The following is a 24,394-nucleotide window of genomic DNA, read 5'->3' as shown; positions in this document are numbered from 1 at the left end:
ATTCCAACCAAACTAACTTGTTCCAGGCTCTACATATCGATCTAAATGAAATCCTGCTTCCTGTTCAGCAAAAGCTGGAAGCAGATAGTTTTTCACTTGTACAGGTAAACGAGCAAGACCTGGTAGCTCATCTTTCTTCTGCCGAACTGGTTATTATTGGACCGGCTCACAACCAGCCAATAAAACTGGTACAAGCTATCAATGGCGCAGATAAGCATATCTCTGTTATTGTGCTTGCAATGCCTGCTCAATTTGCCAGGGTGAAGCAAGCGCTTCAGTTTGCTCCCTTTGTTGGAAAAAATAGTTTGTGCATTGCATATACTCCCAATCTTGACATAGCCAGCGCATGCAAGCAGGCAGCATTGCGCACCAGGCAACGCAGGAGTTTCAGTAAAATAAATATCAACCCTGCGCCTGTTGCATCTATTGCATCAAGTGCAGTAAAAGTGGAGGATTTTGGGATTTTCCTGGAACAGGCGCCTGTAGGTGCATTACTGGTAGATGAAAACCAAAACATCATTGCCTTCAACCTAAAGGCACGTGAGATCTTCTCTGTTGATCACCAGAAGCACCCTGCACTTACTGACCTTTTTCCTAACCTTTCGCTCCAGCAACTAAAACTGTCATTAGGTGCAAATGCCACTAAGGTGGTGCAGGCACACAACCTTTACCTTGAGCTGAATATAGCCGAGGTAAAAAATGAAGAAGGCAAAGCACTTAACATCATCCTGCTAAATGATATTACTGAGCAAAAAAAGAAAGAAGCAGCACTGGTAGAAAGTGAAGCACTGTTTCGTTTTATGGCTGAAGCCATGCCGCAAAAAGTATGGACAGCAGATGCAAATGGTGACCTCAATTTCTTCAACCAACATTGGACTACCTATACTGGTAAAACAATGGAAGAACTAAAAGGCTGGGGTTGGATAAGCAGCATTCATCCTGATGATGCAGAGCAGAACAGGGAAGTGTGGCAACACGCTATTGATACCGGCACCGACTTCCAGTTTGAGCAAAGGATACAGCAATACAACAATGAATACAGGTGGCACCTGGTGCGTGGTGTAGCCAAAAAAGATGCTGCAGGAAAAGTAACCATGTGGATAGGTACCAATACCGATATACATGAACAGAAAGCTTTTGCAGAAGAGCTGGAGAGGCGGATAAAAGAACGAACATTTGAGCTGGAAAAAAGTAATAGCGAACTGGAACAGTTTGTATATGTTACCAGCCACGACCTGCAGGAGCCATTGCGTAAGATCAGGATGTTCAGTGATATTTTGCAAAGCACCAACTTATCAATGGATGCAGCTGCAGCAAGACAATTGGAAAAGATAAATGCTACTGCACTCCGAATGAGTACACTGCTCCAGGAGCTGCTCAACTTTACGCAGATGAGTAAAGAGGAGCAATTACAGGAAATTGATCTTAATGAAATTGTAGCGCGTGCCCTGGTAGACCTGGAACTTGTGGTAAGCCAGAAAAATGCAGTTATAGAAGTAGGTGATTTACCTGTACTACGCGCCATACCTGTACAGATGCACCAGCTATTTTACAACCTGCTGAATAATGCCCTTAAATTTTCGAAGCCTGGCATAGCACCGGAAGTAAAAGTAACAGGCAAGGTGGCTGGTATAGAAACACTAGCCAAACATCCGCAACTACTTCATGATGTAGAATATTACGAGATAATAGTAGCAGACAACGGCATTGGATTTAGCCAGGAATTTGCAGAGCAGATCTTTAATATCTTCCAGCGGTTACACAACCGCAGCGAATACAGTGGCACAGGTATAGGCCTGGCGCTTTGCAAAAAAGTGGTCACTAACCATTACGGCATCATCTATGCCGTATCAGAAGAAAACAAGGGTGCTTCTTTTCATATTCTGTTACCAAAGTTTCACCGGCAGGATTAGTTGTGTTTACCTCACTCCTTCTGCGGCAATACAACTGTTCTATAACAACTTCATGTAACCATACGACTGACCTTTGCGCAGATGCATAACGAGGATCTACAATTCATTGTAAATACGATTGCAAAAGGTGACACCACTTTTGCAGAAGAATTTTTCAGGAAGCCTGGAGGACGTAAATACCTCGAGAACATCACACTCATCCTCATCAACACATTGCCTTATAAGCACGAAGAAAAGGAAGAGCTTTATTTTGCTTTTGTGCAGGTATTGAATAAAATAGAAAAGCGCATCAAGCGGCAAAAAGATGGGCAGCGCATTCTTGAAGATGTGTTTAGCTAGTCATCATTCAGCTTTCGATGATTACATCGTACCTGGTGAATAATCCCGCAACATTATCTATAGAGAATTTAGCTTTCTTTACCCGTGTCTCTTCAGGGTGAATAGTGAAATGGTATGAAGTGCGTAGGTCAGCTTTTTCAAGACTGGCCATAGCAAAATTTGCACGGCTAAGATCACATGCATCGAACACCGCCTCACGCAGATCACATGCTGTAAAATCTACTTCTAATAACCGGCAGTTTGTGAATTTTGCTTTTTTCAATTCCATTTTAGAAAACACAGAATTATCAAGCGAACAGCCTATACACGAAATGCTCCAGTTAAACTTGTTGCACCTATCGAACTGGAGGCCCAGCATCTTACAGTCAACAAACTTTACATCTTGCATTGATGTGTCGCGCAAGGAGGCCAATGTAAGATTGCAATCGTTAAAACTGCATTCAATAAACCTGCAGCCTGAAAGATCTACTTTTTGAAGATCACAATGTGCAAAAGAGCAATACTCATAGTCTCCTTTAGTAAAACTGGTTGATGTGAAATCCTTCTTTTCAAAAACTATTTCTTCAAACAAAGGCTGCTCCATACTGATGAAGATAAACAACGTATACAAAAGAAGAGGTAATGCTGATCAATCACACCTCTTTAGTTCGCTTAATTTGTAAAAACGGTCACTCCAATAAATGCCCTGGTGGCGAAGTGTGCGGAAAGCAGAACGCGCTAAAATGTAAGCCATCACGCAGGCACTAAAAGGAATAAGCAGCGCGTACCACCATCTGCCTTTGGCCCCACGAAAGCGAATGAATAAAAGGGATTGAATAGATAAAACAGCAACAGAAACGAGCACCAGTAATGGATCAGCAGATAAAAGGAAGATGGGTATGGGTAGCACAAAAAATAACATAGTACCCACTATATTAAAAGCCACTTTACCAATATCATAGTTCATGGAAGAGAATGCATTTTTTGTTAGTCCCTCTATAAAAGCATGAACCGTTTCATACCATTCATATTTCACAGCATCTTTACCATATAACACCTGCTGATGGGCACCGGCAGCTTTTACAGCCTCTCCTAATTTCAGATCATCATTGGGATGCAGTGCAATGTGCGCATGTGTTCCCATTGTTTTGTAAGCCTCTCTACTTACCAGGTTAAAAGCACCCATTCCTAATGATGCAGTTGACTGTGGATTGCTCGCAGACCACGGCCTATACCTGAGATGAAATAATACCTGGAAAAATGAATGCAGGCAGTTTACCCATGCCGAGCCGGAGCGCACTTCAGGCAAAACGGTTAAGTGATCAGCCTTTGTTTGGCGGCAGAATGAAATAGCTTTTAGTAATGCATCTTCCTTCAATTCAACATCAGCATCTGTAAAAAGCAACCACTCAGCATCTGACTGTAAATACCCCTGGTACAGCGCATAGCTTTTACCCAGCCAACCTACCGGAAGGTGATCTATATTGACGACTTCTACATGTTTGAACTGTGCACAATATGATTGAATTATTTCTGCTGTCCCGTCCGTTGACCGGTCATTGACCATTATTATTTTATAACCAGGATAATTGAGCCGGCATAAAGTGCTTAATGCCTGCTGAAGATTTTTTTCCTCATTACGAACAGGAACTATGATAGCTACTGACGGTAAAGAAGCACAGCCGCCAGGATCAATATCCTTCAATCGCTTGATCCTGCTACTGCTAATCAATAAGTAAAAGCTAATAACCAGCCAGGTACCCAGTAATAGTATGGCATCTACATACATCCACATGCTGTACAAAAGACTAACAATAGTGCCATGCAAAACAGGTTGCTGAACGGGGAAGAAGAGGATCATTCCTCAGCCCATTTTCGTCATTCGTCAGTTAATGAACCGCGTTCTTCCACTATCAATTTTCAACCGCCGACTGCGAGGGTACTTTTGGTTTATCAAATCAAAACAACCAATCAAAACTTAAACATTACCATTATGAAAAAGATGATCTTAACCCTGGCAATTGCTTTCACAGCTTTATTTGCTTCAGCTAATTCACCCTTTGTTAGCCGCCCGGTTGAAAATGCTTTCAACACAGAATTCAAAGGCGCAACAGATGTAGCCTGGACAATAAAAGCTAATTATGTACAGGTATCATTCCTACAGCAAAATGAGCGCATGGTTGCCTACTACAACAACGACGGCGAACTGATCGGCACCAGCAAACACATTTCATTAGCAAAGGTGTCAAACACTGTAAAAAGATTGCTGGCGAAGAAATTCACGAACTACAGTGTTACTGAAACCATACTGATGTCTGCCCGTGGTACTGATGATATTTACCTGACTATAAAGAACGAACAGGAGACACTTGTATTGAAAGCAGCTGATAACAACCTTTCTGTAGTAGAGGCTTTATAATACCGTTCCAGCACCTGGACTGATCGTTGGTTTTCTTTCCAAAGAAGTGTTTTACAGGCATAGTTTTTTATTCTGATGATGAAAAATCATTGCTATGTCAGAAACAAACAACAACATGGAAGAAAAAGATCCGTCAAGAATAGATAGCCATGATGAGGCAGCTATTGAAGACCTGGTAAAAAAGTATCCTAACCTCTCTGCCGATAAGGTAGTAACCATTATAAAACAGGCAGGTCCGCAACGGACAGATATTGAATCGGAACTGGAACTTTTGAATCAAAATCTAGGTTCATAATACAGACTTAAATACTTGAATGAAGATGTAGAGGTCCCGCAAGGGACCATTTTTGTTTTGGTTGAAAAGCATTGAGAATGCTTTTTCCTGCCGCCTGCCGAGCTAATATTTTAATTTTTATGTATTTGGAAAGTTTATAATTTCAACGACTTTAAAATCAAAACGAAAAACACTATGAGAAAATTTTTACTCTCTCTCAGCATTCTTGTATCCACTATTTCCTTCGCTCAAACCATCAGTTATCCAGGCAATGGAAAAAACAGCTTTGGAGGCGCTGTAGGTTTGGGAACTTTATCTATCACTGACGCCGGCGACACGTTACTTTTCAGTTTACAAAAAGGACCCGGGCTTTTTGATAGCCTACTGGTTTTTTACATTGATGAGCCATCTACTACTTCCGGTATCTCTTCTACAGGAGGATTAATTTATACAGGGGTTCCTGATAAATATTCAACTGCCGCTTCAGGAAGATTTTCTTCATCGCAGGAAGCAAGGCTTGATTTTCCTGCCAACTTCAAACCAGACCTGGCTGTAGTTTTCGATAAAGATGGAGGCAGGTTATTTTTCCTGATTGATACATTAGGCACCAGGTTTATGCAAGAACAGGGCTCTTTCCCGGTATTCCCTACAGGAAATAATTCGGCGCCAACTTACACCGCTTATACCTTCAAGTCCCAGTTTGGTTTACTGCCAACAGATACAGTCAACTTCAACTTTATGGGCACCTATATTGGCCAGACAGCATTCAGATCAAACGAAGGATTTGGTGATCCGTTCACTGGATATTCTCGTGTGAGTGCCTACAATCCATACACTGTTCAAGAAACCTTTAATTTTTCAACATCAGCAGCCTTACCTGTTTCACTGGTAGATTTTGCTGCTTCGGCACAGCAAGGAAAAATAGAGGTAAAATGGAGCGTAGCACAGGAGATCAATATTGATGAATACCAATTGGAACGTTCTGCTAACGGTCGTGACTTCGCTACCATTGCAAGCGTAAAAGCAAGAAATGCTTCAGGCAATACAACCTATACTTCAGTGGATGCACTGCCAATAAAAGGCAACAACTATTACAGGTTAAGAATAAAAGAAAGAGGTGGATCACAGGTGAGTAGAGTGATCGTGATTAAGAACGCCTCGCTAAAAAGCAATTTTGCAGTTACACAAGTTGGAAGTGCACTTAATATTCAAATGCAGGATATGGTTGCAGGAGATTACCGGTTAATGGTCATCAACAATAATGGTCAACTAATTCAGTCTACCAACATCGTTCATGATGGTGTAGATGGAATAAAACAAGTGGATCTGAAATCAACTCCATCAAGGGGAATTTACCGGGTAGTGCTACAATCTAATAGTGGTAGCGTTACACAGAGCATCTTACTTCAGTAAATAAAAATGCATAATCAGGAAGAGCTGCTTGCATAAAGGCAGCTCTTTTTTTTTGCGGTTTCTCCGGCCAAAAAACATGTAAAATTGATTGCATATAACAGTAGATGATGCTAACTTTAAGCTACTCCACTATCTTCTTTTGCCAACTCTATCAAAACATCAATATGAAAATTTTCATTAGCTACAGCAGGTCTACACAGAACGAAGTAAGAATGCTGGTAAAGGACCTGGAAGAACTCGATCATGAAGTTTGGTACGACAATGACCTGAGTGGCGGGCAAAGCTGGTGGGATAGGATTTTGATGCAAATAAGGGAGTGCGATGTTTTTCTATTTGGGCTTTCAGTGGAAGCTTTGGACTCTACAGCTTGCATCAGGGAAATGAAATATGCTGAAGCCCTGGGTAAACAACCTTTTCCAGTATTATTAAAACAAGGTGTTTCAATTTCAATTATACCCCGGTATCTCTCCCACCTGCATTATGTAAACTATACTGACCCAAACAACAAGCAAGCGGCATTAGACCTTCACAAAGGACTTCGGAAATTACCTCCATCACCTCCGCTACCCGATCCGCTGCCAGAGCCACCTGCTGTTCCCATTTCTTACCTGGATACACTGAAAGAAAAGATAGACACACCTAATCTTGGTAAAAATGACCAAGCAATAATAGTACGTGAACTACGAAATAAACTAGCTGATAAAGAAGTGAACAAAGAAGATGTGGTAGGCTTACTTTACCGGCTAAAAAAACACGACGACCTGTTTGCTTCCGTTGCAGTAGAAGTAGATGAAATGATTAAAGAAGTTTCAACCAATACACCACCGAAGCCAGCCCCAATAAAGGAACACAGGCCTCACATCCCTCCAATCAAACAGAACGAACACCAACATACTTTCATTCCTAACCATCACAATCACCAGGATAGGATAGCAATACCAGAAAAAGATACAAGCTGGAGTATTGGCACGATGGCAGCCTTATTGATTGGTACCCTCATCTTCCCTATTGTAGGTATAGTTGCGGGTATTATGCGTCTTGTTAATGGTAGCGTTACCCAAGGCATTGTCCTCTTAGGTACAGGTCTTTTTATGGCACTAGTTTATGGACTAATGTACCTGTAGAAAAAGATACTAAGATATTCTCTAAAGCCACCTCTACTACTAACAAATCAGGTTGTTACCTGCTGGCCTTGTATAACATACCTTCTACTGGCAGTAAGTGCTGCACAAATAAAACATGCCGCAGAAACAATAGCTGCGCCATACACTCCTTGTCCATAGAAAGCACCGTTGGTAGTTTCATCTACCGGAACAGTGCCTGAAGGAAACGTTCTATGAGCTATCAATGTCTCAGTGTTACTGTTTGCAAATACAATTACGCAAGCGCCAAATGCTATTCCCAGCACCAGGAATATCAAAGGCAGTGCATTGTTTAATCTGCTGGAAAAACCGTTTTTCATGGATGTAAAATTTAAAAAGATTGGTGTGTTTTCAATTATCAATATACCAATATCAGGCCTTGTGGCACGATAGTTTTACTTCATCAGTCAAAAAATAACACATATGAAAAAGCAATTCATGGTACTTGCATTTGCTGCTTCGCTATCATTTGTAGCGTGCAACGAATCAACTACTGAGACATCTACAGAAGACTCCACAGCAAATAACACTACTAATACAGGAGCAACAACATCTGGTACTGATCAAAATCAATCAGGACGTTCTATCAACAGTTCATTTGACGAAAGTGGTTCTTATATGGATTTGAGGACAAATAAACCAGTAAGAATAACTCGCAATACACAGTCGCAAACACTGATGAATAGCGAGACAAATGAACCATTATCATATTTCTTCTACAATCCTTCTACCAGGGACACTTTCGACATGTATGGTTATAGAGTAAACAATTACCTCATCAGGGGCAATGACAACACGTATACTTTAGATGAAGAAAGATGGAGAACTAAAATGGACAGCGATGGTGATATGAAAATGAAAGATGGTGATGAGACTAAGGTAAAGTATGACGCAAGCAGCGGCAGAACAAAGATTAAAACAGAGGATACAGTTATAAAAAGACAATAACATCGATAGCTGAATTTTAACTTGAATGAAATAAGGAAAAGGGTCACTACAGGTGACCCTTTATTTTTTGTATACAATGCACTAACAGTTTCAAAATGTCGTGTGGCATGGAACTTTGGTGAATAGGAAAAATACCTTGCATGGCTAGTATAAAAAAGAACATCATTAGAACTGCATCTGCTATAGAAGATAGGTGGGATGAATTGCGTTTCAACATAAAAAGAAGATTGGGTTTGAATGACCCGGTGCAGATCGTGCCATATAGAACTTATGGCACAGCAGATCGCGTGTATATAAAAGGCCGAGTACTGGAAGATAAAAAAATAGCAAGTGCTGATGACAAAGACACTGTGTGGAACAACCTGCTGAATATGTACAAGCGCTTTGAAAGTGATGAAGTGCCTGATGCAAAATTGAAAGCCATTTTACCAGGTGAAGAATACGAGGTTACCACCGATAAAGAAGGTTATTTCGTTTTGAACATTCACCCCAAGACCAGCATTATCAACGAAGACCTGTGGCATCCTATAACGGTTGAACTATTACATGCACCTATACCCTATAAACAAGGTCTTCAAGCTACAGCAGAAGTAATGATACCACCTATAGATGCTGAATATGGCATCATAAGCGATATAGATGATACCATAGTAGAAACCACTGCCACCAACCTGCTGGCCATGAGCAGAACAACATTTCTGAACAATGCAAAAACAAGATTACCGTTTGCAGGTGTTTCAGAATTCTATAGATCGTTGCAATTAGGCCGCAATGGCAAGAAGAACAACCCGTTCTTTTATGTCAGCAGCAGCCCATGGAATCTTTACGACCTGCTAACAGATTTTCTTGACCTGAACGATATACCAGAAGGGCCGATCATGCTTCGCGATTTTGGATTGGATGAAGACTCGGTAAAAGGTAACGACCACCTCGGGCATAAATTGAAAGAGATCCGGCAGATCATGCACTCGTACCCGCAGCTGCAGTTCATTTTAATTGGTGACAGTGGCCAGGAAGACCCGGTTATATATCGTGAAGTAGTGAAGGAATTTCCGGGACGGATACTAGCCATCTATATCCGCGATGTAAAACTGGAAAAGCGAAAAAAGGTAGCAGTGGAAGTTTCTGCCTCAGTAAAAGAACACGAGGTGGAAATGCTGATAGTAGCTGATACAGTAGAGGCTGCAGAACATGCGGCACAAAATGGTTTGATATTTACAGAAGCTATTCCTGCAATAGAACACGATAAAGAAGAAGACAAAGGAGAAGCGCCGGGAAAAGAAGAGGCAACTATTCTTTAGTAACTAAAACATCCTTTGCTAGCTCTATTTGTTAAAGCTGGATGGCAGCAGCAGTCATTTGCTAGTTTAGCCTTCATTATTGCTCATGTTGTAACCGTTTCTATGAAGCTACTCCCTGTGTTCTTCCTGTTTATTTCTATTGCTGCATATGCGCAGCCTGTTACTAATGATCTTGCTTACCAGCAATCTTTTGTTACAGCTTATGATTACGCTTATATCCCTCCCATCTTTGGCAGAAAACTATACCAGCGCAACACGGGGATGATACTTGGCCTGCAGCGCGGAAGGTTCACTTCAATAGAACTTGGTGGAGAAGCGCACTGGCGAAAAATAAGTCTGCTAAAGCCACATATTATAGGCGCAACCACCAATCTTGAATATAACATTAGTAGCAACGTGCTGGGCTATAAAGCCGGCATGTGGATGAAACGCGGCAGGATAAATCTTACCTATGGCGCCAACTTAAATTATTTTACCAACTTCCAAAATGGACATCGCTTTGGCTTTGGACCATCCGTTGGATTTCGCATACTGGGGCTTCACCTGGTGAATGGTCTTACCATACTTACTAAGGATAAAACAGCTCCTGGTGAAAAGCCGGTTGAAGCAAACACCCTGTACATGTCGTTGCGCTACTATTTTCCTGTGGAGAATAAATTTACCTGGGACCGCAAAACAATGCAGAAAAAGAAGGAGCGGAAACGTGAACGAGAGAAGCGAAAGAGAGAACGTGAAAAGCAAAAAGCAAGCGGCGAAAACAAAGGCTTCTGGAATATTTTCTCCAACGATAAGAAAAGCAAACAATAGGTTCTTACCTGCAACTTGTCATTGTAAAAGGCTCGTTTAGCGTATTATGAAATTGTTACCTGCAGACTAATGGGTGGCAAAGGCATAATTTTTATGCTGCTGTAGTACCTGAAGAACCAGATGCAGGTGCAACAATATACCTATGGCTTTCATAAAAGCATTAACTGTCTTTGTTTTAGTTGTTCTACTAACGACAGGTTGCTTCAAACAATACAACGGCCGCATATCAATTGATGGTTCCAGCTCAGTATACCCAATCACCGAAGCCGTTGCAGAAGAATACAGGAATGATCACAGCGATATCAGGATAACAGTAGGCGTTTCCGGAACCGGTGGCGGCTTCAAAAAATTTGCCCGTGGAGAAACCGATATCAGCAATGCATCTCGCCCTATTTCAAAAAGTGAAATAGAAGCCTGCAAAAAAAACAACATCCAATTTATTGAAATACCTGTGGCATACGATGGCCTTGCTGTGGTAGTTAGTCCTGCCAATGATTTTGTGGATTACTTATCAGTAGATGAATTGAAAAAAATATGGGAACCCGCGGCACAGGAAAAAATAAAATCGTGGAAACAGGTACGTTCTTCTTTTCCTGATGTACCGCTGCGGCTTTATGGTGCAGGCACATCTTCGGGTACTTATGATTATTTTACAGAAGCTATTGTAGGCAAATCCAAATCATCGCGTGGCGATTATACAGCAAGCGAAGATGACAATGTATTGGTACAAGGTGTTTCGTCAGATAAAGGTTCGCTCGGCTATTTTGGTTTGGCGTATTACGAAGAAAATAAACAGCGACTTCGTTTGGTACCTATTGACAATGGAAAAGAGCGGGTATTGCCAAATGACTCCACCATCAGCAATGGCAAGTACATTCCGCTGTCCAGGCCCGAATTTATTTATGTAAATGCACGGTCTGCGGGCTCACAGGTCATCAAAGATTTTATCAGGTTTTATATGGAGCAGGCTCCGGCGTTGGTTCGTGAAATTGGTTATGTACCATTACAGCCGGAGGCTTACCAACTTTCGTACGAAAGGTTTTTAAAAAATAAACAGGGATCTATGTTTGCTAATCGCTCTACTGTAGGTGCCGACCTGGTAGCATTGTTAAAAGAAGGGCTTTAACTACAAGGCATGCGCACAAAAGAAAAAATGATCGAATGGGTGATGATGGCCTGCAGCTTCATTACCGTTCTTACTACCATTGGTATCATACTCGTACTTGCCATTGATACGGTAAAATTCTTCCAGGAAGTTTCCATTGTTGAATTTTTTACCGATACCCAATGGACACCTCTTTTTGCTGATAAGCACTTTGGAATTTTGCCCCTGCTCTCAGGCACTTTACTTACCACAACCATTGCTATACTTTTTGCAGTACCACTAGGCCTTACCATAGCTATCTATTTAAATGAATATGCTACATCCAAATTCACTTCTATGGTAAAACCTATACTGGAAATACTGGCTGCTATTCCCACTGTAGTGTATGGTTTTTTTGCACTGCAGTTCGTAACACCATTCTTACAAACTTTCATCCCCGACCTGCGGGGCTTCAATGCCCTGTCTCCCGGTTTGGTAATGGGTGTAATGATCATCCCTTACATAACTTCTTTTAGCGAAGATGCACTGCGTGCTGTTCCGGGTTCTCTTCGTGAAGCATCGTATGGTATGGGTGCCACAAAATTTCAAACCGCGTTTAAAGTAATGATACCTGCTGCATCGTCAGGCATCATCATCTCTGTAATATTGGCTATATCGCGTGCCTTAGGCGAAACCATGATTGTAGCCATAGCTGCAGGACAAGAACCCAATCTTACATTCAATCCAAAAGAATCGGTAGAAACAATTACCACTTATATAGTACAGGTAAGCATGGGCGATGTACCACAAGACTCGCTGGAGTACCGCACCATCTTTGCCGCAGGAATGACCTTGTTCCTGTTTACGTTCATATTAAATAACATTAGCTTCTGGATGCGCCGGAGGTTTCAAAATAAGTATGAATGAGTAAGCGTAAAAAAAGTCCGGCACGAACAAAGGATAAAGCATTTAAGATTGTGGCCTTTTGCCTCACAATATTTGCCTTATCTATACTAGCTGTATTATTAATAGACATCTTCTCCAGGGGAATGAGCCGCATCAACTGGAGCTTCTTTACAAATCTTCCTTCAAGGCATGCAGAACGGTCGGGTATTCTTACTGCGCTTGCAGGAATGCTAAGCCTACTTTTTTTTACCATCATTATAGCTTTACCTATTGGTATAGCTGCTGGTGTATACCTTCAGGAGTACAGTGTAAAAAACCGTTTTGCAAAATTTGTAGAGATAAACATTGCGAACCTGGCCGGTGTACCATCTGTTATTTATGGTATTCTTGGCCTGCAATTGTTTGTTCGACTGGCAGGCTTTGGCAACAGCCTTATAGCTGGAGCGCTCACTCTTGCATTACTGATTTTACCAATCATAATAGTTGCTACCCGCGAGGCCATCAGGGCTGTACCTAATTCGCTCCGCGAAGCATCTTATGGAATGGGCGCTACCAAATGGCAAACAACAAAACGTGTTGTCTTACCATCAGCATTGGGAGGAATTCTTACAGGCATCATTTTATCGATTTCACGGGCAGTGGGCGAAACGGCTCCATTATTGGTGATAGGTGCTTTAGTATATGTACCTTTTATTCCTGAAGGACCACGAGACCAATTTACCACGCTGCCCATACAGGTGTTCAATTGGGTATCGCGGCCACAACCGGGATTTGTACTGAACGCTGCAGCAGGTATTATTGTATTGTTATTGATCACATTCCTGTTGAATGGCATAGCCATTTACATACGCAACAAGTGGTATAAAAGAATTAAGTATTAATACATCATGTATAAACTGGAAACAAAAAATGCAAATCTCTGGTACGGCGAAAAGCAGGCGCTGAAAAATATATCATTGGGTATAGAGCCAAATGCTGTCACAGCTTTCATTGGGCCTTCTGGTTGTGGGAAGTCTACGCTGCTGCGCTGCTTCAACAGGATGAACGACCTGATAGATAATACCAGGATAGAAGGCAGTTACCTGCTTGATGGCGAAGAGATTTATGGGGATGAAATGGATGAGTATGAATTGCGCAAGCGCATCGGAATGGTGTTTCAAAAACCCAATCCTTTTCCAAAAAGCATTTTTGAGAACGTGGTGTATGGACTGAAGATAAAAGGCTTGAACAACAAGCAGCTGTTGCAGCAAAAAGCAGAAGAGTCGCTACAAAAAGCAGCACTGTGGGACGAGGTAAAAGACAACCTGCACAAGTCTGCATTATCACTTTCGGGCGGGCAGCAACAGCGTTTATGTATAGCTAGAGCACTGGCTGTAGAGCCTACTGTACTGCTTATGGATGAACCTGCATCCGCTCTTGATCCTATATCTACCGCTAAAATAGAAGACTTGATCTATAGCCTGAAGAGTTCATTTACCATAGTAATAGTAACGCATAACATGCAGCAGGCAGGACGAGTGAGCAACAAAACTGCTTTCTTTTATTCGGGAGAATTAATAGAATTCGATGATACACGTAAGCTGTTTACAAACCCTGAAAAGGAAAGAACACAGAATTATATAACCGGCCGCTTTGGATAAAAAGGAACATCATGACACATTTAAGCGATCAACTACGCGATCTGCGTAAAACACTTTCGGAAATGGTGGAACTGGTAAAAGGCCAGCTGAATAAAAGCATGCACGCCCTGTTTGATAAAGATGAAGATCTTGCCAGCGAGGTACTGCACACCGAAAAACTGGTGAATGCAATGGAGCTACGGATTGATAGAGATTGCGAAAACATTTTTGCTCTACTTACACCCGTTGCACACGATATGCGTTTTGTATTTGCTACACTTAAAATAAATGGTGACCTGGAACGTATTGGCGATTATGCAGAAGGCATTTCCAAACTGGTGATACTTGGCGAGAAACAGTTTGATGAAGAATTGGTGGAACAGATAAGCCTGCGCAAGATGTACGATATGAGCTGTCATATGCTTGACGACGTGGGCAACGCCTACATAAATGATGACACTAAGCTTGCACGTTCTGTTTTCTCACGCGATAAATTCCTGAATGATATCAACAGTTCCGTTACACCTATTGTAGAAGAATATTGCAGGAACCATCCTGACAAAATCAGGCAGGCACTACTGCAATTGTCCATCATTCGTAAACTTGAACGTGTAGGTGATCATATCACTAATATTGCCGAAGAGATCGTTTTTTATAAAGAGGCCAAGGTGCTGAAGCATGGCAACAAAGGAACAGACAATGAAATATAATACGGGCTGCTGATCGGCAATTATTAGATTTTACGTGGTTCATGCTTTTTCTTTTTAATAAAAAACCAGCTCCTAGTCTTTCCATCCCCACGGTGCTGCTGGTGAAGGGATAGTATCCTTCAGATCGAAACGTATACTGAACAACCTGTCGGTTCCCAGCCGCCTTAAGTTGTAGGTAAAATATTCACCCGGAACCAGTTCCACCCACCATACATTGCCATAGGCAGCTGGCAATATCCGCACAGTCTGCTCATCAGCAGGAAATACCTGTACAGTAGCCGAGCCTGCATTGGTAGTACTTCCACCATATTGTGTTACCGCATCTTCACTTCCATCTTCGTGGCGGTGATCGTGGTGAAGAGAAAGACCGTTTTCTTGTTTTCTAAACACCCACGTCCGCGACCTGTTCTCACCTACTACAAAAGGAATGCGTATCAATCCTTCGCCGCAGCTGCGCACGTGCATCACCAGCGTCTTGTTCTTGAAAACTGTATCATTGGCAGGTGCGTTGATTACCTTACCCGCGTAAGCCTTACCGCATAGTGACTGTAGCGCCGACCAAAACGCCGTTTGATTACCTGTAGAAGCAGAAGTTTTTGCAGCGGTAACTTTTGGCGTGCACGAGGTAAACCAAAGGCAGCTAAACGTCAGCAAGCTGCTATAAATAGTTTCAACATCTTCAAATATACGGCAGTCGCCAGCTATTGCAGTCTCACCACAATGCCTTCATCACCGCTCAGGCAAATTGTGTTATGAACCTGCTCTCCCTCTAATTCTGGAGAAGTGGACAGTTCAATGACACCGCGCAAGTTGCCTGCGTTAAAATAGCATGGCCTGTGCGACAGGTTGAGCACAATAAGGAAACTCATGTTTTCAAAGCTGCGCTTATAGGCCAGTATTTGCTGATCGCTAAACACAGTGACATAATCGCCCACATGCAGCGCTGACTCCTGCTGTCGCAAGTGCACCAGCTTCCTGTACAGCGTTAGCATAGAAAAGGGATCATCTTTGGCTGCAGCCACGTTCACACGTTTATAAGCCTTATCTACCCTTAGCCATGGTTGACCTTTAGTAAAGCCCGCATTTTGGCTGTCATCCCACTGCATTGGTGTACGACATGGATCCCTGCTCAGGTTCTTATCCGGCATGTTTAGCCCCTGCGGATCGCGTACCTCATCAAATGGAATGGGCACATCTGTCATCCCTATCTCATCGCCATAATAGATGGTAGGAGTGCCACGTAGTGTTAGCAACAGCATAGCTGCCACCCGTGCCTGCTGCACGCCAACCCTGCTGGTGATACGCGGCTGATCGTGGTTGCCCAGCACCCAATTAGGCCACCCTGAATCAGGCAATGCACCCTCGTATTCGTCTATTGCATTTGCTAGCTTAGCAGCATTCCACGGTAGCGACAATAGCTGAAAGTTGAAAGGGAGATGCGCACCCTTATTATCTACCCCATAATAGGTCACCAGTTTGTGAATGGGCAGGTAGATCTCGCCGATCATCATGCGCTCGTCGTAGCTATCCAGTACCGCCCGCATTTTGTGGACTATATCGTGCACCTCCGGCTGATCGGTAGAGAACACAGGCAACAGCTGTTCGTAAGTAGCCATGTGCTGCTGGTAGTCAGGGTTCACCGGGTTGTCGCGCAGCTTCTCGTCCTTTATCATATGCCACATCACATCCACCCTAAAACCATCCACACCTCTATCCAGCCAGAAACGCATTACATTGAACATAGCCTCCTGCACCTCAGGGTTGCGCCAGTTCAGGTCTGGTTGCTCTTTTAAAAATGCATGGTAATAATATTGTCCTGTGGCTTCATCCCATTCCCAGCCACTACCGCCAAACACACTTAGCCAGTTGTTGGGAGGATTACCATCTGCCGTGGCATCGTGCCAGATGTACCAGTCTCTTTTGGGATTGTTTCTTGAAGAACGTGATTCAAGAAACCATGGATGTTTATCAGAAGTATGGTTGGGCACCAGGTCAAGAATAAGCTTCATGTTTCGCTTGCGCAGCTCCTGCGACAGTTCATCAAAATCATCCAATGATCCAAACATGGGATGTATACCTGTGTAGTCGGCAATGTCATATCCAAAATCTGCCATAGGCGATGGGTAGATGGGCGACAACCAGACTGCTGTTACACCCAACCATTCCAGGTGATCAAGACGGCTGATCACCCCTCGCAGGTCACCTACTCCATCACCGTCACTATCCTGGAAAGAACGCGGGTAAACCTGGTAAATAACACCTGACTGCCACCATAGATAGCGTGATTGATCCATATGCTGAAGCTTATATTTTACCGAAAAGAAACTGTAGAGCGATAAAAACGATGCCATTGGAAAAACTGCAGTTGCATAAATAATTCCCTATGCACTTACTGCGATGGATGGCTGTTCTGCTCTACACCTGGCACTGCAGGATGCATGGTATTTCTTTTGCTGCCGTACGGGTCATTCACACAAAAAATGCACTCATGGAAGATGAATTATGGTATAAAAACGCCGTTATCTACAGCCTGGACTTAGAAACTTTTATGGACGCAAACGGTGACGGCACAGGTGATTTTGAAGGGCTATCGGCGCGCCTTGATTATCTCCATGCATTAGGTGTGGATACCATCTGGCTGGCACCTTTTCAGCCTACGCCCAACAAAGACAACGGCTACGACATATACGACTATTATGGTGTGGACGAAAGGCATGGCTCCAGTGGCGAGTTTGTTGACTTTATTTATAAAGCCAAAAAGCTAGGAATTAAAGTGATCATAGACCTGGTGGTAAATCATACGTCGGATAAACATCCATGGTTCATCAATGCGTGCAGAAGCAAGGATGCGCGCTTCCGCAATTGGTATGTATGGTCTGATGAAAAGCCCGCCAATGCCGACGAAGGCATGGTGTTTCCCGGGGTGCAAGAGACGACGTGGACACTGGAGAAAAAAACCAACTCCTATTACTTTCACCGGTTTTTCCACTACCAGCCTGATCTGAATACAGACAATCCTGAAGTGCGTAAAGAAATTGAGCGGATCATGGGATACTGGCTGCAGTTGGGTGTAGATGGCTTCCGGGTAGATGCAGTTCCCTTTATACTGGAAGCACCGGCACCAGGCAAAAAGGCACAGATGCGTTTTGAATACCTGAAACAAATGCGTCGCTTTTTGCAATGGCGAAAAGGAGACGCTGTCTTTTTAGGCGAAGCAAATGTTTTACCTGAAGAAAGCAAGAACTACTTTGGCGAGAATGGTGACGGCATACACCTGATGTTCAATTTTTTTGTGAATCAATATGCTTTTTACACACTGGCAACAGCCGAAGTAAAACCACTGGTGGATGCGCTGATGAGGACAAAGGAGATCTTTCCATATAACCAGTGGGCGCAGTTTCTACGCAACCACGACGAACTGGACCTGGGGCGACTAACAGATGAAGAAAGAGAAAAGGTTTTTCAAAAATTTGGACCTGCTAAAAACATGCAGCTATACGACCGCGGTATTCGCCGAAGACTAGCTCCTATGCTTGGTAACCGTCAGCAGGTAGAGGTAGCTTATAGCCTGATGTTTTCTTTACCAGGTACACCAGTGATCAGGTACGGCGATGAAATAGGTATGGGCGAAAACCTGGAGCTTCCTGAACGGGAGGCCATACGCACACCTATGCAATGGTCTGCTGATGCGGGTGCAGGTTTTTCGAAGGCGTCCAAGCTTGTTCATCCCGTTGTTGAAGAAGGTTACTATTCTTATAAACATGTGAATGTAGAACATCAGCGTCGCGACCCGTCTTCGTTGCTCAACTGGATGACGGCGCTGATAAGGCTACGCAAAGAATGCCCGGAAATTGGACATGGTGATTGGGAAATAGTAGACACCGGTTTTGAACATGTACTGGGGATGAGGTACAACTGGAGGGAGAATTCGTTATTCATATTTCACAACTTTAAAGACGAGCCGCAGGAGATAGTAATAAAGAAGAAACAGTCGGGGCACAAAAAACTGATAGACCTGATGAACAATGAAGAAAGCATCGCATCGGAAAAACAGGAACATGCTATTATACTGGAAGCATACGGCTACCGCTGGTTCCGCGCAGACGATCTTGCCAGCCCTTACGAGCATCACAAGGTGAAGAGATAGCAGATCAATATTTCAGTAGTGTCTTCAATTTGCCCCAAAGCTCATTATCAAAAGTGGATGCTGCCAGCATACTGTTACCAGCACTTTCACCCATACGAATAATTACCAGTTGTTGAGATGGTACTACATAAAGCTTCTGGTCGTTCTTACCCAAAGCTGCATACATATCAGTTGGAGCATTGGGTACTAGATTTCCATTGAATGAGAACTGTAGCGTAGGCATCATATATGAGCCTTTGCCATTCAGCCAGGTGAGGTAACCGTAGGAAGGGTTGAGGGTTTGAGAAGAATTCACCAGGTTATTGAAGTAGGTTGTGTCGGAGAAGATGGAGGTGCTGTTCCACTTTCCTTTGTTGAGCATAAGCAAACCAAAGCGTGCCATGCTTCGTGGTGTACTAAAGTATACATTGTTGTTATCCACTTTTACCCACAGCCCATTCATCCCGATCCTGTCCCTGATCTTCTGTTGAAAGTAAGCGTTGTAAGAAGTTCCAGTGGCAGCCTCTACTACTTTTTCCAGCAAAGTATAAGGTGCATTGTGATAGGACCATCGAGTACCAGCGTCGGCTTTGTACTGCAGGCACGAAGGCAAGGTACAATCAGCACCAGTAGCGGCCATATCATCAAGGCCAGATGTCATAGAAAGCTGGTGCCTTACAGTGATGAGGTTTTCTTTAGCTAAAGGTGCAGCGGTCCAACCTGTACCTAAATATTGTGATGTACGCGCATCAATATTTATTTTTCCTTCCTGCTGGGCAATACCTACCAAAAATGCAGTGAGCGTTTTACCTGCCGAAGCCCAATACCAGCTACTGTCAGTAGTAAAGCTTCCAAAATATTTCTCCGATACAATGCGGCCATTTTTCAGAATGATGAAGGCTTTTGTTTTCTTCTGTTCCAATAAGCTATAGACATCATTAAGTGCTGCTTCACTCCATCCTAATGATGCAGGTGTTGTTGTTTCCCAACCTGCGTTTCCTATTGGAGGAAAATACATAGAAGCTGTACTGACAACTGCTGTTTCTTTTTTGCATTGCACAAACAAAAAAGGCAGCAGCAAAAGAAGGAGATTAAGTGAACGCATGTTAGTTGAGGGTTGTTTCAATTACAAATGTAGGTGCAGCAGCAGAGACAGTAAAAGCTTGATATAGTTTAATATAGAAGCTGCAATAGTTAATGGATTAGTATGCTTTGACTATAAAAACTATCTGCTTGTGCTTTGCCAATGGCATGGAAATTTATATGAATCTTGATCATGTGCAGGTATAAATAAGAACTATCATACCTGGAAAAACACTTGATAATGATCTTATGAAAAAATTATTTGTAATTGCTTTAGCAGCCATCACTTTTACGGCATGCAACACAGGTGAGGATAATACCACCACTACAGAAACAACTACAGAGAATACCACAATGGATCGCACTCCTTCAGATGGTGATGTTACCTACAGGGACAACAGGTTAAGAGTGTACCGCAACGGTAACTGGACAGATGCTGATAATGATGTGACTTTGGAGAATGGTACAGTTGTATCAAGAGATGGCCGCGTAAGAAGGGAAGATCGTGAAGTAAGGCTACAGGATGGAGAAGTAGTAAGCAGAACTGGTGACTTTTTTGACAGAACAGGCCGTGCTATAAATAATGCATGGGATGCCACTAAAGAAGGTGCACGCGATGCTGGTAATGCTGTAGAAAGAGCAGCTGATAAAGTTGGAGAAAAAACAAGAGACGTATTTGATGGCGATAGCACAAGGCGCTAAAAAAAGATGATCAAAGAAAACAAAGTGTCTGCCATTTCAGTGGCAGACACTTTTTTATTTAAAACCTTTGCAGTGAAATGAGCGCTGAATTTGCTAACTCAGTTGTTTAATGAGTAGAAATAAGCTACAACTGCAGCAATGACAACAACGATCAACAGTACGAAAGAATAGCTTGTTCCTCCCTTCTCCTGCAGGTATTGTAGCATGCTTTGCTCATCAGTATTTTCTTCTTTAGCCTTTGCTACTACCCTTTGCGCCTTCTTCATGTAAAGTGAGTTACCTATTACACCAAGTATAGACGCTATAACAATGGTAGATATAACATTCACACCTGATGAACCTGGTACACCTGCCGACTCCAAAAGCACCTCTTCTATTACTCCCTCAACAATGATCAGGAAGAGAATGATGAAGGCCTCTACATACATCTTTCTATACATGAACCATAGAACACCAAAAAAGAAGGCATAGCCGTTAAAGGACATCTTTCGGCCTTCGCGGTATTGCTGTAGCCTTGTAAGGTAGTAGTCGCTATCGCTCTTAAAATAGGCGGAATATAAAGTCGCGTTATCCATAAAAGTTTAGTTGATGAATAAGAAAAGTTTCAATTACTACATGCTCTAAAACCTGAATTCATTTAGTTCTTCCAGGTCTTTTGGAAACAGTATTGAAGTCTCTCCCATTGCTGTTTCTTGTATCAATCCTTTTGAACTACCTAATTGTGTAATATAACCGTTGTGAATTAAGCCGCGCCGCTGCATTAGGTTGTTGATGTCATTTGGTTGTACACCAAATGCTTTGCTCAGTTGCGCTGCTGAAAGATGGTTCTCTGTCCTCACTGGCTCTGCAGCTATTTCCTGCACTGAAGGCTCAGCTGCTACAGGAATTGGTTCAATAACAGGTTCAGCAGTAACAGTTGGTTCAAGATCATTTACCAGCACATCATATCCTTGCAATTTTTTTCCTCCAAACAATCCGTTCAAGCCACCTTTTTCTACCACCAATGGCCTGTTCTTGTATCTTAATTCTGAAGCTTCAAAAACCTGCTGAAACTTCTCTATCGGGCTAATATTTTTTTCCATGCCTATTACATCCTGCTTCACCTTATCTATGCCCTGCCCTATCAGGTCGCCTGTTACATTCAAAGCTTTACCCAGTATACCACGCGATGCATATTCTGATCGTATACCTACTTCTATATTACTTGTAGTAGAGAAGTTGTAGAGGTCCAAACTCGTCATGATATACTCAAAATCGCTGAGGTAAAACTTAGCCTGCAGCCTGCTGTTTACACGTAACTCTACATCAGGAAAATCTTTTAAAACAGTCAAACTTTTTGGTTCAATGTTTAACTGCCTGGTCTCCTGGTTTTGAGTACAAAGAACCAATAATTGGAAATTGTGAAGCGCCTTCTTTTCATATAATGCATCAACTATTCTTCCGTCAAGATCAATGGAAGGTGCTATAAGAAGCAGTTTTGTCTTTGCGCCTCTCACCAATTTTATTAATGCATTTACCAGTTGATCATCAAATAAAAATTCTACTTGTTCTATCATGGCCATTGGTTTAGGTTAGTTTTGTTGGGGAAATCATGAATACACGGGAGTACGTTTTCCTGCTACCAGTTTACCTGCTATATACGCCATAGGGATATAAGCAAACACAAGATCTACCACGATGAACCAGGTTGGTGCAGGTATCATAAATGTGCTTGAGATACCACCCACCAGGAACAGGAAACCTATTCCCAGCGCGATCTTCATTTTGCTGTTTCCAGCCAGTTTACCAGCAACCAATGCACCCACAAAAGTGCCTACTGCATGTGCTAAAAAGGGGAAGATAAAGTGCTTAGGCTCGAACAGGTGAATGGAAGCCTGCAGACCTTCGGTAGTAGTAACATCGGCACCGGCAGGAGGAGGAATAACAGATCCGCTGATCATTATCAGCCCTCCGTTAACAATGCTTCCAACAACAACGCCGGCAATAAAAGCAAGAACGTTCCGTAAAACAGGATTCATATTCAGGGGTTTTGGTGTCAATAATTAAGCAGCTACATCAGCAATCGAAACAACAATATAAGAATGAAAATAATGAGGAAGTGCACCAGCAACATCTTCTGAGACCTTTAGTGCTAAAAAGATTTCTGCACTGTTATCTCAGATAATAAAATGGGGATAACAATAACTACAACAAAGAAATGATGGCACCGTTTCTATAAAGCTAGATGATGATAAATCAGGGGATATTATCAGCGAAGCGGAATAGGCAGTAAATGCTGCCTGCTTCCATCTTTAGCACTTGCTTCATATAATATAAGATGCAGAACAGAATTCGATCTTTCCTTTTTGGCTTGAACTCTAAAAGAAAAATTTCCCCAGGCTGGTGCCCCGGCATCTGTCATTTCATGCCCCTGCTTTAGCTCATTATGGCCATCTTCTATCACCCAACTAAATGAGGCTTCAAATACCTGTGCCTGTCCCTTCACCAGGTATTCGTTCTCTCCTACTTTCTCAACCGTTACGTTCCTGAAGCGCTCGTTGCTGTAAGGCTTAGAAGCAGGTTTATCCACTTCCACTGTATCGCGCAGAGGTTCAGTATCTTTTTTAACGAATGTGTCTCTAGGAGAATTTTCCTGTTTTGGTTCATTGCTGTTGTTGCAACTGGTAAAAAAAACCATCATAAAGAGTAGGAAAAATAACTGCTTCATAGCTGCGCTTTATTTTTGGCTCTTCTACGGTTTCTTATATAATTCACTACAACAACATTCATCACCATAGTAGAAATGATGTTCAAAAAATTAAGGTTGAAAACCGGACCCTTGAAGGGATTTTTTGTGAACAGGTTTGTTTGAGCCAACATGCTACAGGTAATACCAAACAACCAAACAGAAAACACAACTATAGCCTGTTTTTTAGTAGGATTTTGTACAAAATTATTTTGTTCCATGTCCTGGTTTTTGAGTATTGAAAGTAGTGAAAATTTCTACCTTCATCTAAGTCACTGTCACCTTTGATTTCCCCTTATATTGCCAATATGAAACTAAAGGCAGGAACGATCATTAAAAGCACGCAAGCACTTGAAGCAACAGTATTTGAAGATGCTATTATATTAGTTACTGAACTCAATGATGATGGTGCCGTAGGTTTTATGCTAAACAAGCCATTTTCAAGAAACCTGAATGAGCTGGAGGAATATCAACATCTGCCACCTTTTCCATTGTATAGTGGTGGACCTGTAGACCAGGAACACGTGTTTTTTATTCACCAACGGCCAGACCTTGTGGAAGGCGGAGAACCGGTAGCAAATGGTCTCTTCATAGGTGGTAGCTTCAAACAAGTCATTGAAGGAATCAGCAGCAGAAGTATCAGCACAAAAGACATCAAGATCTTTATTGGCTATTGTGGTTGGGATACCGGCGAGCTACAAGCTGAGATAGATGAAGGCAGCTGGACAGTGGTGGAAGATGAAGGCTTTGTGTTCGATTTATTTACGTAGCAGCAAATAAGGAACAGTAAATAACTATGTGCCCTACTGTACCTATGATTCTATGTGTTATAAATCCTCATTCAACACATAGGATCATATAATGATGGATAAAATAGGAAGGATGATGAACGTTAAATGCCTTA

Annotated in this window: 27 protein-coding genes; 17 read left to right on the top strand and 10 right to left on the bottom strand. The window is 42.4% G+C overall.

Annotated elements, in window-relative coordinates; translation table 11 throughout:
* Positions 1-17 precede the first annotated feature (17 nt).
* Positions 18-1,913, top strand: coding sequence for a sensor histidine kinase (locus J4N22_RS15465; RefSeq protein ID WP_207496066.1), 1,896 nt, complete (start codon positions 18-20; stop codon positions 1,911-1,913).
* Positions 1,914-1,994: 81 nt separating this feature from the next.
* Positions 1,995-2,252: a hypothetical protein gene (locus tag J4N22_RS15460; protein ID WP_207496064.1), complete on the top strand. Its 258-nt coding sequence runs from the start codon at positions 1,995-1,997 to the stop codon at positions 2,250-2,252.
* A 7-nt stretch (positions 2,253-2,259) separates the two neighbouring features.
* Here J4N22_RS15460 and J4N22_RS15455 read toward each other — a convergent pair whose 3' ends face one another.
* Both J4N22_RS15455 and J4N22_RS15450 read right to left on the bottom strand, forming a co-directional pair.
* Positions 2,260-2,862: a pentapeptide repeat-containing protein gene (locus J4N22_RS15455; RefSeq protein WP_207496062.1), complete on the bottom strand. Its 603-nt coding sequence runs from the start codon at positions 2,860-2,862 to the stop codon at positions 2,260-2,262.
* Between the two features lie 18 nt (positions 2,863-2,880).
* Positions 2,881-4,092, bottom strand: coding sequence for a glycosyltransferase family 2 protein (locus J4N22_RS15450; RefSeq protein ID WP_207496060.1), 1,212 nt, complete (start codon positions 4,090-4,092; stop codon positions 2,881-2,883).
* A gap of 132 nt (positions 4,093-4,224) precedes the next feature.
* On the opposite strand from J4N22_RS15450, the gene J4N22_RS15445 reads away from it, so the two are divergent.
* The 4 genes from J4N22_RS15445 to J4N22_RS15430 all read left to right on the top strand — a co-directional run bounded on the left by J4N22_RS15445 (position 4,225) and on the right by J4N22_RS15430 (position 7,461).
* Complete coding sequence (locus J4N22_RS15445) at positions 4,225-4,650, top strand: hypothetical protein (RefSeq protein ID WP_207496058.1); 426 nt, start codon at positions 4,225-4,227, stop codon at positions 4,648-4,650.
* A gap of 94 nt (positions 4,651-4,744) precedes the next feature.
* Complete coding sequence (locus tag J4N22_RS15440) at positions 4,745-4,945, top strand: DUF3606 domain-containing protein (protein ID WP_207496056.1); 201 nt, start codon at positions 4,745-4,747, stop codon at positions 4,943-4,945.
* A 174-nt stretch (positions 4,946-5,119) separates the two neighbouring features.
* On the top strand, positions 5,120-6,337 hold the full coding sequence (locus J4N22_RS15435; RefSeq protein WP_207496054.1) for a hypothetical protein: 1,218 nt from the start codon (positions 5,120-5,122) through the stop codon (positions 6,335-6,337).
* A 164-nt stretch (positions 6,338-6,501) separates the two neighbouring features.
* Positions 6,502-7,461: a toll/interleukin-1 receptor domain-containing protein gene (locus J4N22_RS15430; RefSeq protein ID WP_207496052.1), complete on the top strand. Its 960-nt coding sequence runs from the start codon at positions 6,502-6,504 to the stop codon at positions 7,459-7,461.
* Positions 7,462-7,508: 47 nt separating this feature from the next.
* Here J4N22_RS15430 and J4N22_RS15425 read toward each other — a convergent pair whose 3' ends face one another.
* On the bottom strand, positions 7,509-7,799 hold the full coding sequence (locus tag J4N22_RS15425) for a hypothetical protein (RefSeq protein WP_207496050.1): 291 nt from the start codon (positions 7,797-7,799) through the stop codon (positions 7,509-7,511).
* Between the two features lie 103 nt (positions 7,800-7,902).
* Here J4N22_RS15425 and J4N22_RS15420 point away from each other — a divergent pair, with 103 nt between their 5' ends.
* The 8 genes from J4N22_RS15420 (at position 7,903) to phoU (ending at position 14,854) form a co-directional block, all read left to right on the top strand.
* The gene (locus J4N22_RS15420; protein WP_207496048.1) at positions 7,903-8,427 is read left to right on the top strand and encodes a hypothetical protein; all 525 of its coding nucleotides are present in this window, start codon (positions 7,903-7,905) and stop codon (positions 8,425-8,427) included.
* 140 nt (positions 8,428-8,567) lie between these two features.
* Complete coding sequence (locus J4N22_RS15415; protein WP_207496047.1) at positions 8,568-9,728, top strand: App1 family protein phosphatidate phosphatase; 1,161 nt, start codon at positions 8,568-8,570, stop codon at positions 9,726-9,728.
* A 102-nt stretch (positions 9,729-9,830) separates the two neighbouring features.
* A complete protein-coding gene (locus J4N22_RS15410; RefSeq protein ID WP_207496045.1) occupies positions 9,831-10,535 on the top strand; it encodes a hypothetical protein in 705 nt (234 codons plus the stop codon).
* Positions 10,536-10,677: 142 nt separating this feature from the next.
* A complete protein-coding gene (locus J4N22_RS15405) occupies positions 10,678-11,661 on the top strand; it encodes a PstS family phosphate ABC transporter substrate-binding protein (RefSeq protein WP_207496043.1) in 984 nt (327 codons plus the stop codon).
* Positions 11,662-11,670: 9 nt separating this feature from the next.
* Positions 11,671-12,546, top strand: a complete 876-nt coding sequence (gene pstC / locus J4N22_RS15400) for a phosphate ABC transporter permease subunit PstC (protein ID WP_207496041.1) — start codon at positions 11,671-11,673, stop codon at positions 12,544-12,546.
* Positions 12,543-13,406, top strand: a complete 864-nt coding sequence (gene pstA / locus J4N22_RS15395; RefSeq protein ID WP_207496039.1) for a phosphate ABC transporter permease PstA — start codon at positions 12,543-12,545, stop codon at positions 13,404-13,406. The genes pstC and pstA overlap by 4 nt, the downstream gene beginning before the upstream one ends.
* 6 nt (positions 13,407-13,412) lie before the next feature.
* On the top strand, positions 13,413-14,165 hold the full coding sequence (gene pstB, locus J4N22_RS15390; protein WP_207496037.1) for a phosphate ABC transporter ATP-binding protein PstB: 753 nt from the start codon (positions 13,413-13,415) through the stop codon (positions 14,163-14,165).
* Positions 14,166-14,176: 11 nt separating this feature from the next.
* Positions 14,177-14,854 carry a phosphate signaling complex protein PhoU gene (gene phoU / locus J4N22_RS15385; protein ID WP_207496035.1) on the top strand — a complete coding sequence of 226 codons (678 nt, stop codon included), beginning with the start codon at positions 14,177-14,179 and terminating at the stop codon, positions 14,852-14,854.
* Between the two features lie 72 nt (positions 14,855-14,926).
* On the opposite strand, the gene J4N22_RS15380 is transcribed toward phoU, so the two are convergent.
* On the bottom strand, positions 14,927-15,508 hold the full coding sequence (locus J4N22_RS15380) for a hypothetical protein (protein ID WP_207496033.1): 582 nt from the start codon (positions 15,506-15,508) through the stop codon (positions 14,927-14,929).
* 47 nt (positions 15,509-15,555) lie between these two features.
* Positions 15,556-17,148, bottom strand: a complete 1,593-nt coding sequence (locus J4N22_RS15375) for an alpha-amylase family glycosyl hydrolase (protein WP_207496031.1) — start codon at positions 17,146-17,148, stop codon at positions 15,556-15,558.
* A 194-nt stretch (positions 17,149-17,342) separates the two neighbouring features.
* On the opposite strand from J4N22_RS15375, the gene J4N22_RS15370 reads away from it, so the two are divergent.
* Positions 17,343-19,001: an alpha-amylase family protein gene (locus J4N22_RS15370; RefSeq protein ID WP_207496029.1), complete on the top strand. Its 1,659-nt coding sequence runs from the start codon at positions 17,343-17,345 to the stop codon at positions 18,999-19,001.
* A gap of 4 nt (positions 19,002-19,005) precedes the next feature.
* Here J4N22_RS15370 and J4N22_RS15365 read toward each other — a convergent pair whose 3' ends face one another.
* Positions 19,006-20,085 (bottom strand): serine hydrolase domain-containing protein, encoded by a 1,080-nt coding sequence (locus tag J4N22_RS15365; protein ID WP_242692254.1) that lies wholly within the window; start codon positions 20,083-20,085, stop codon positions 19,006-19,008.
* 227 nt (positions 20,086-20,312) lie between these two features.
* Between J4N22_RS15365 and J4N22_RS15360 the strand changes: the two genes are divergently transcribed.
* Positions 20,313-20,765, top strand: coding sequence for a DUF6799 domain-containing protein (locus tag J4N22_RS15360; protein WP_207496027.1), 453 nt, complete (start codon positions 20,313-20,315; stop codon positions 20,763-20,765).
* A gap of 98 nt (positions 20,766-20,863) precedes the next feature.
* Here J4N22_RS15360 and J4N22_RS15355 read toward each other — a convergent pair whose 3' ends face one another.
* The 4 genes from J4N22_RS15355 to J4N22_RS15340 form a co-directional block, all read right to left on the bottom strand.
* Positions 20,864-21,340 carry a DUF2628 domain-containing protein gene (locus tag J4N22_RS15355; protein ID WP_207496025.1) on the bottom strand — a complete coding sequence of 159 codons (477 nt, stop codon included), beginning with the start codon at positions 21,338-21,340 and terminating at the stop codon, positions 20,864-20,866.
* A gap of 45 nt (positions 21,341-21,385) precedes the next feature.
* Complete coding sequence (locus J4N22_RS15350; RefSeq protein ID WP_207496023.1) at positions 21,386-22,321, bottom strand: phospholipase D-like domain-containing protein; 936 nt, start codon at positions 22,319-22,321, stop codon at positions 21,386-21,388.
* A 33-nt stretch (positions 22,322-22,354) separates the two neighbouring features.
* The gene (locus tag J4N22_RS15345) at positions 22,355-22,783 is read right to left on the bottom strand and encodes a hypothetical protein (protein ID WP_207496021.1); all 429 of its coding nucleotides are present in this window, start codon (positions 22,781-22,783) and stop codon (positions 22,355-22,357) included.
* 230 nt (positions 22,784-23,013) lie between these two features.
* Complete coding sequence (locus J4N22_RS15340; protein ID WP_207496019.1) at positions 23,014-23,472, bottom strand: Gmad2 immunoglobulin-like domain-containing protein; 459 nt, start codon at positions 23,470-23,472, stop codon at positions 23,014-23,016.
* A 326-nt stretch (positions 23,473-23,798) separates the two neighbouring features.
* On the opposite strand from J4N22_RS15340, the gene J4N22_RS15335 reads away from it, so the two are divergent.
* Positions 23,799-24,260, top strand: coding sequence for a YqgE/AlgH family protein (locus J4N22_RS15335; RefSeq protein WP_207496017.1), 462 nt, complete (start codon positions 23,799-23,801; stop codon positions 24,258-24,260).
* Positions 24,261-24,394: the final 134 nt, after the last annotated feature.

Source organism: Aridibaculum aurantiacum, assembly GCF_017355875.1.
Lineage (GTDB): Bacteria > Bacteroidota > Bacteroidia > Chitinophagales > Chitinophagaceae > Segetibacter > Segetibacter aurantiacus.
This window is presented reverse-complemented; position numbering and strand designations above follow the sequence as displayed.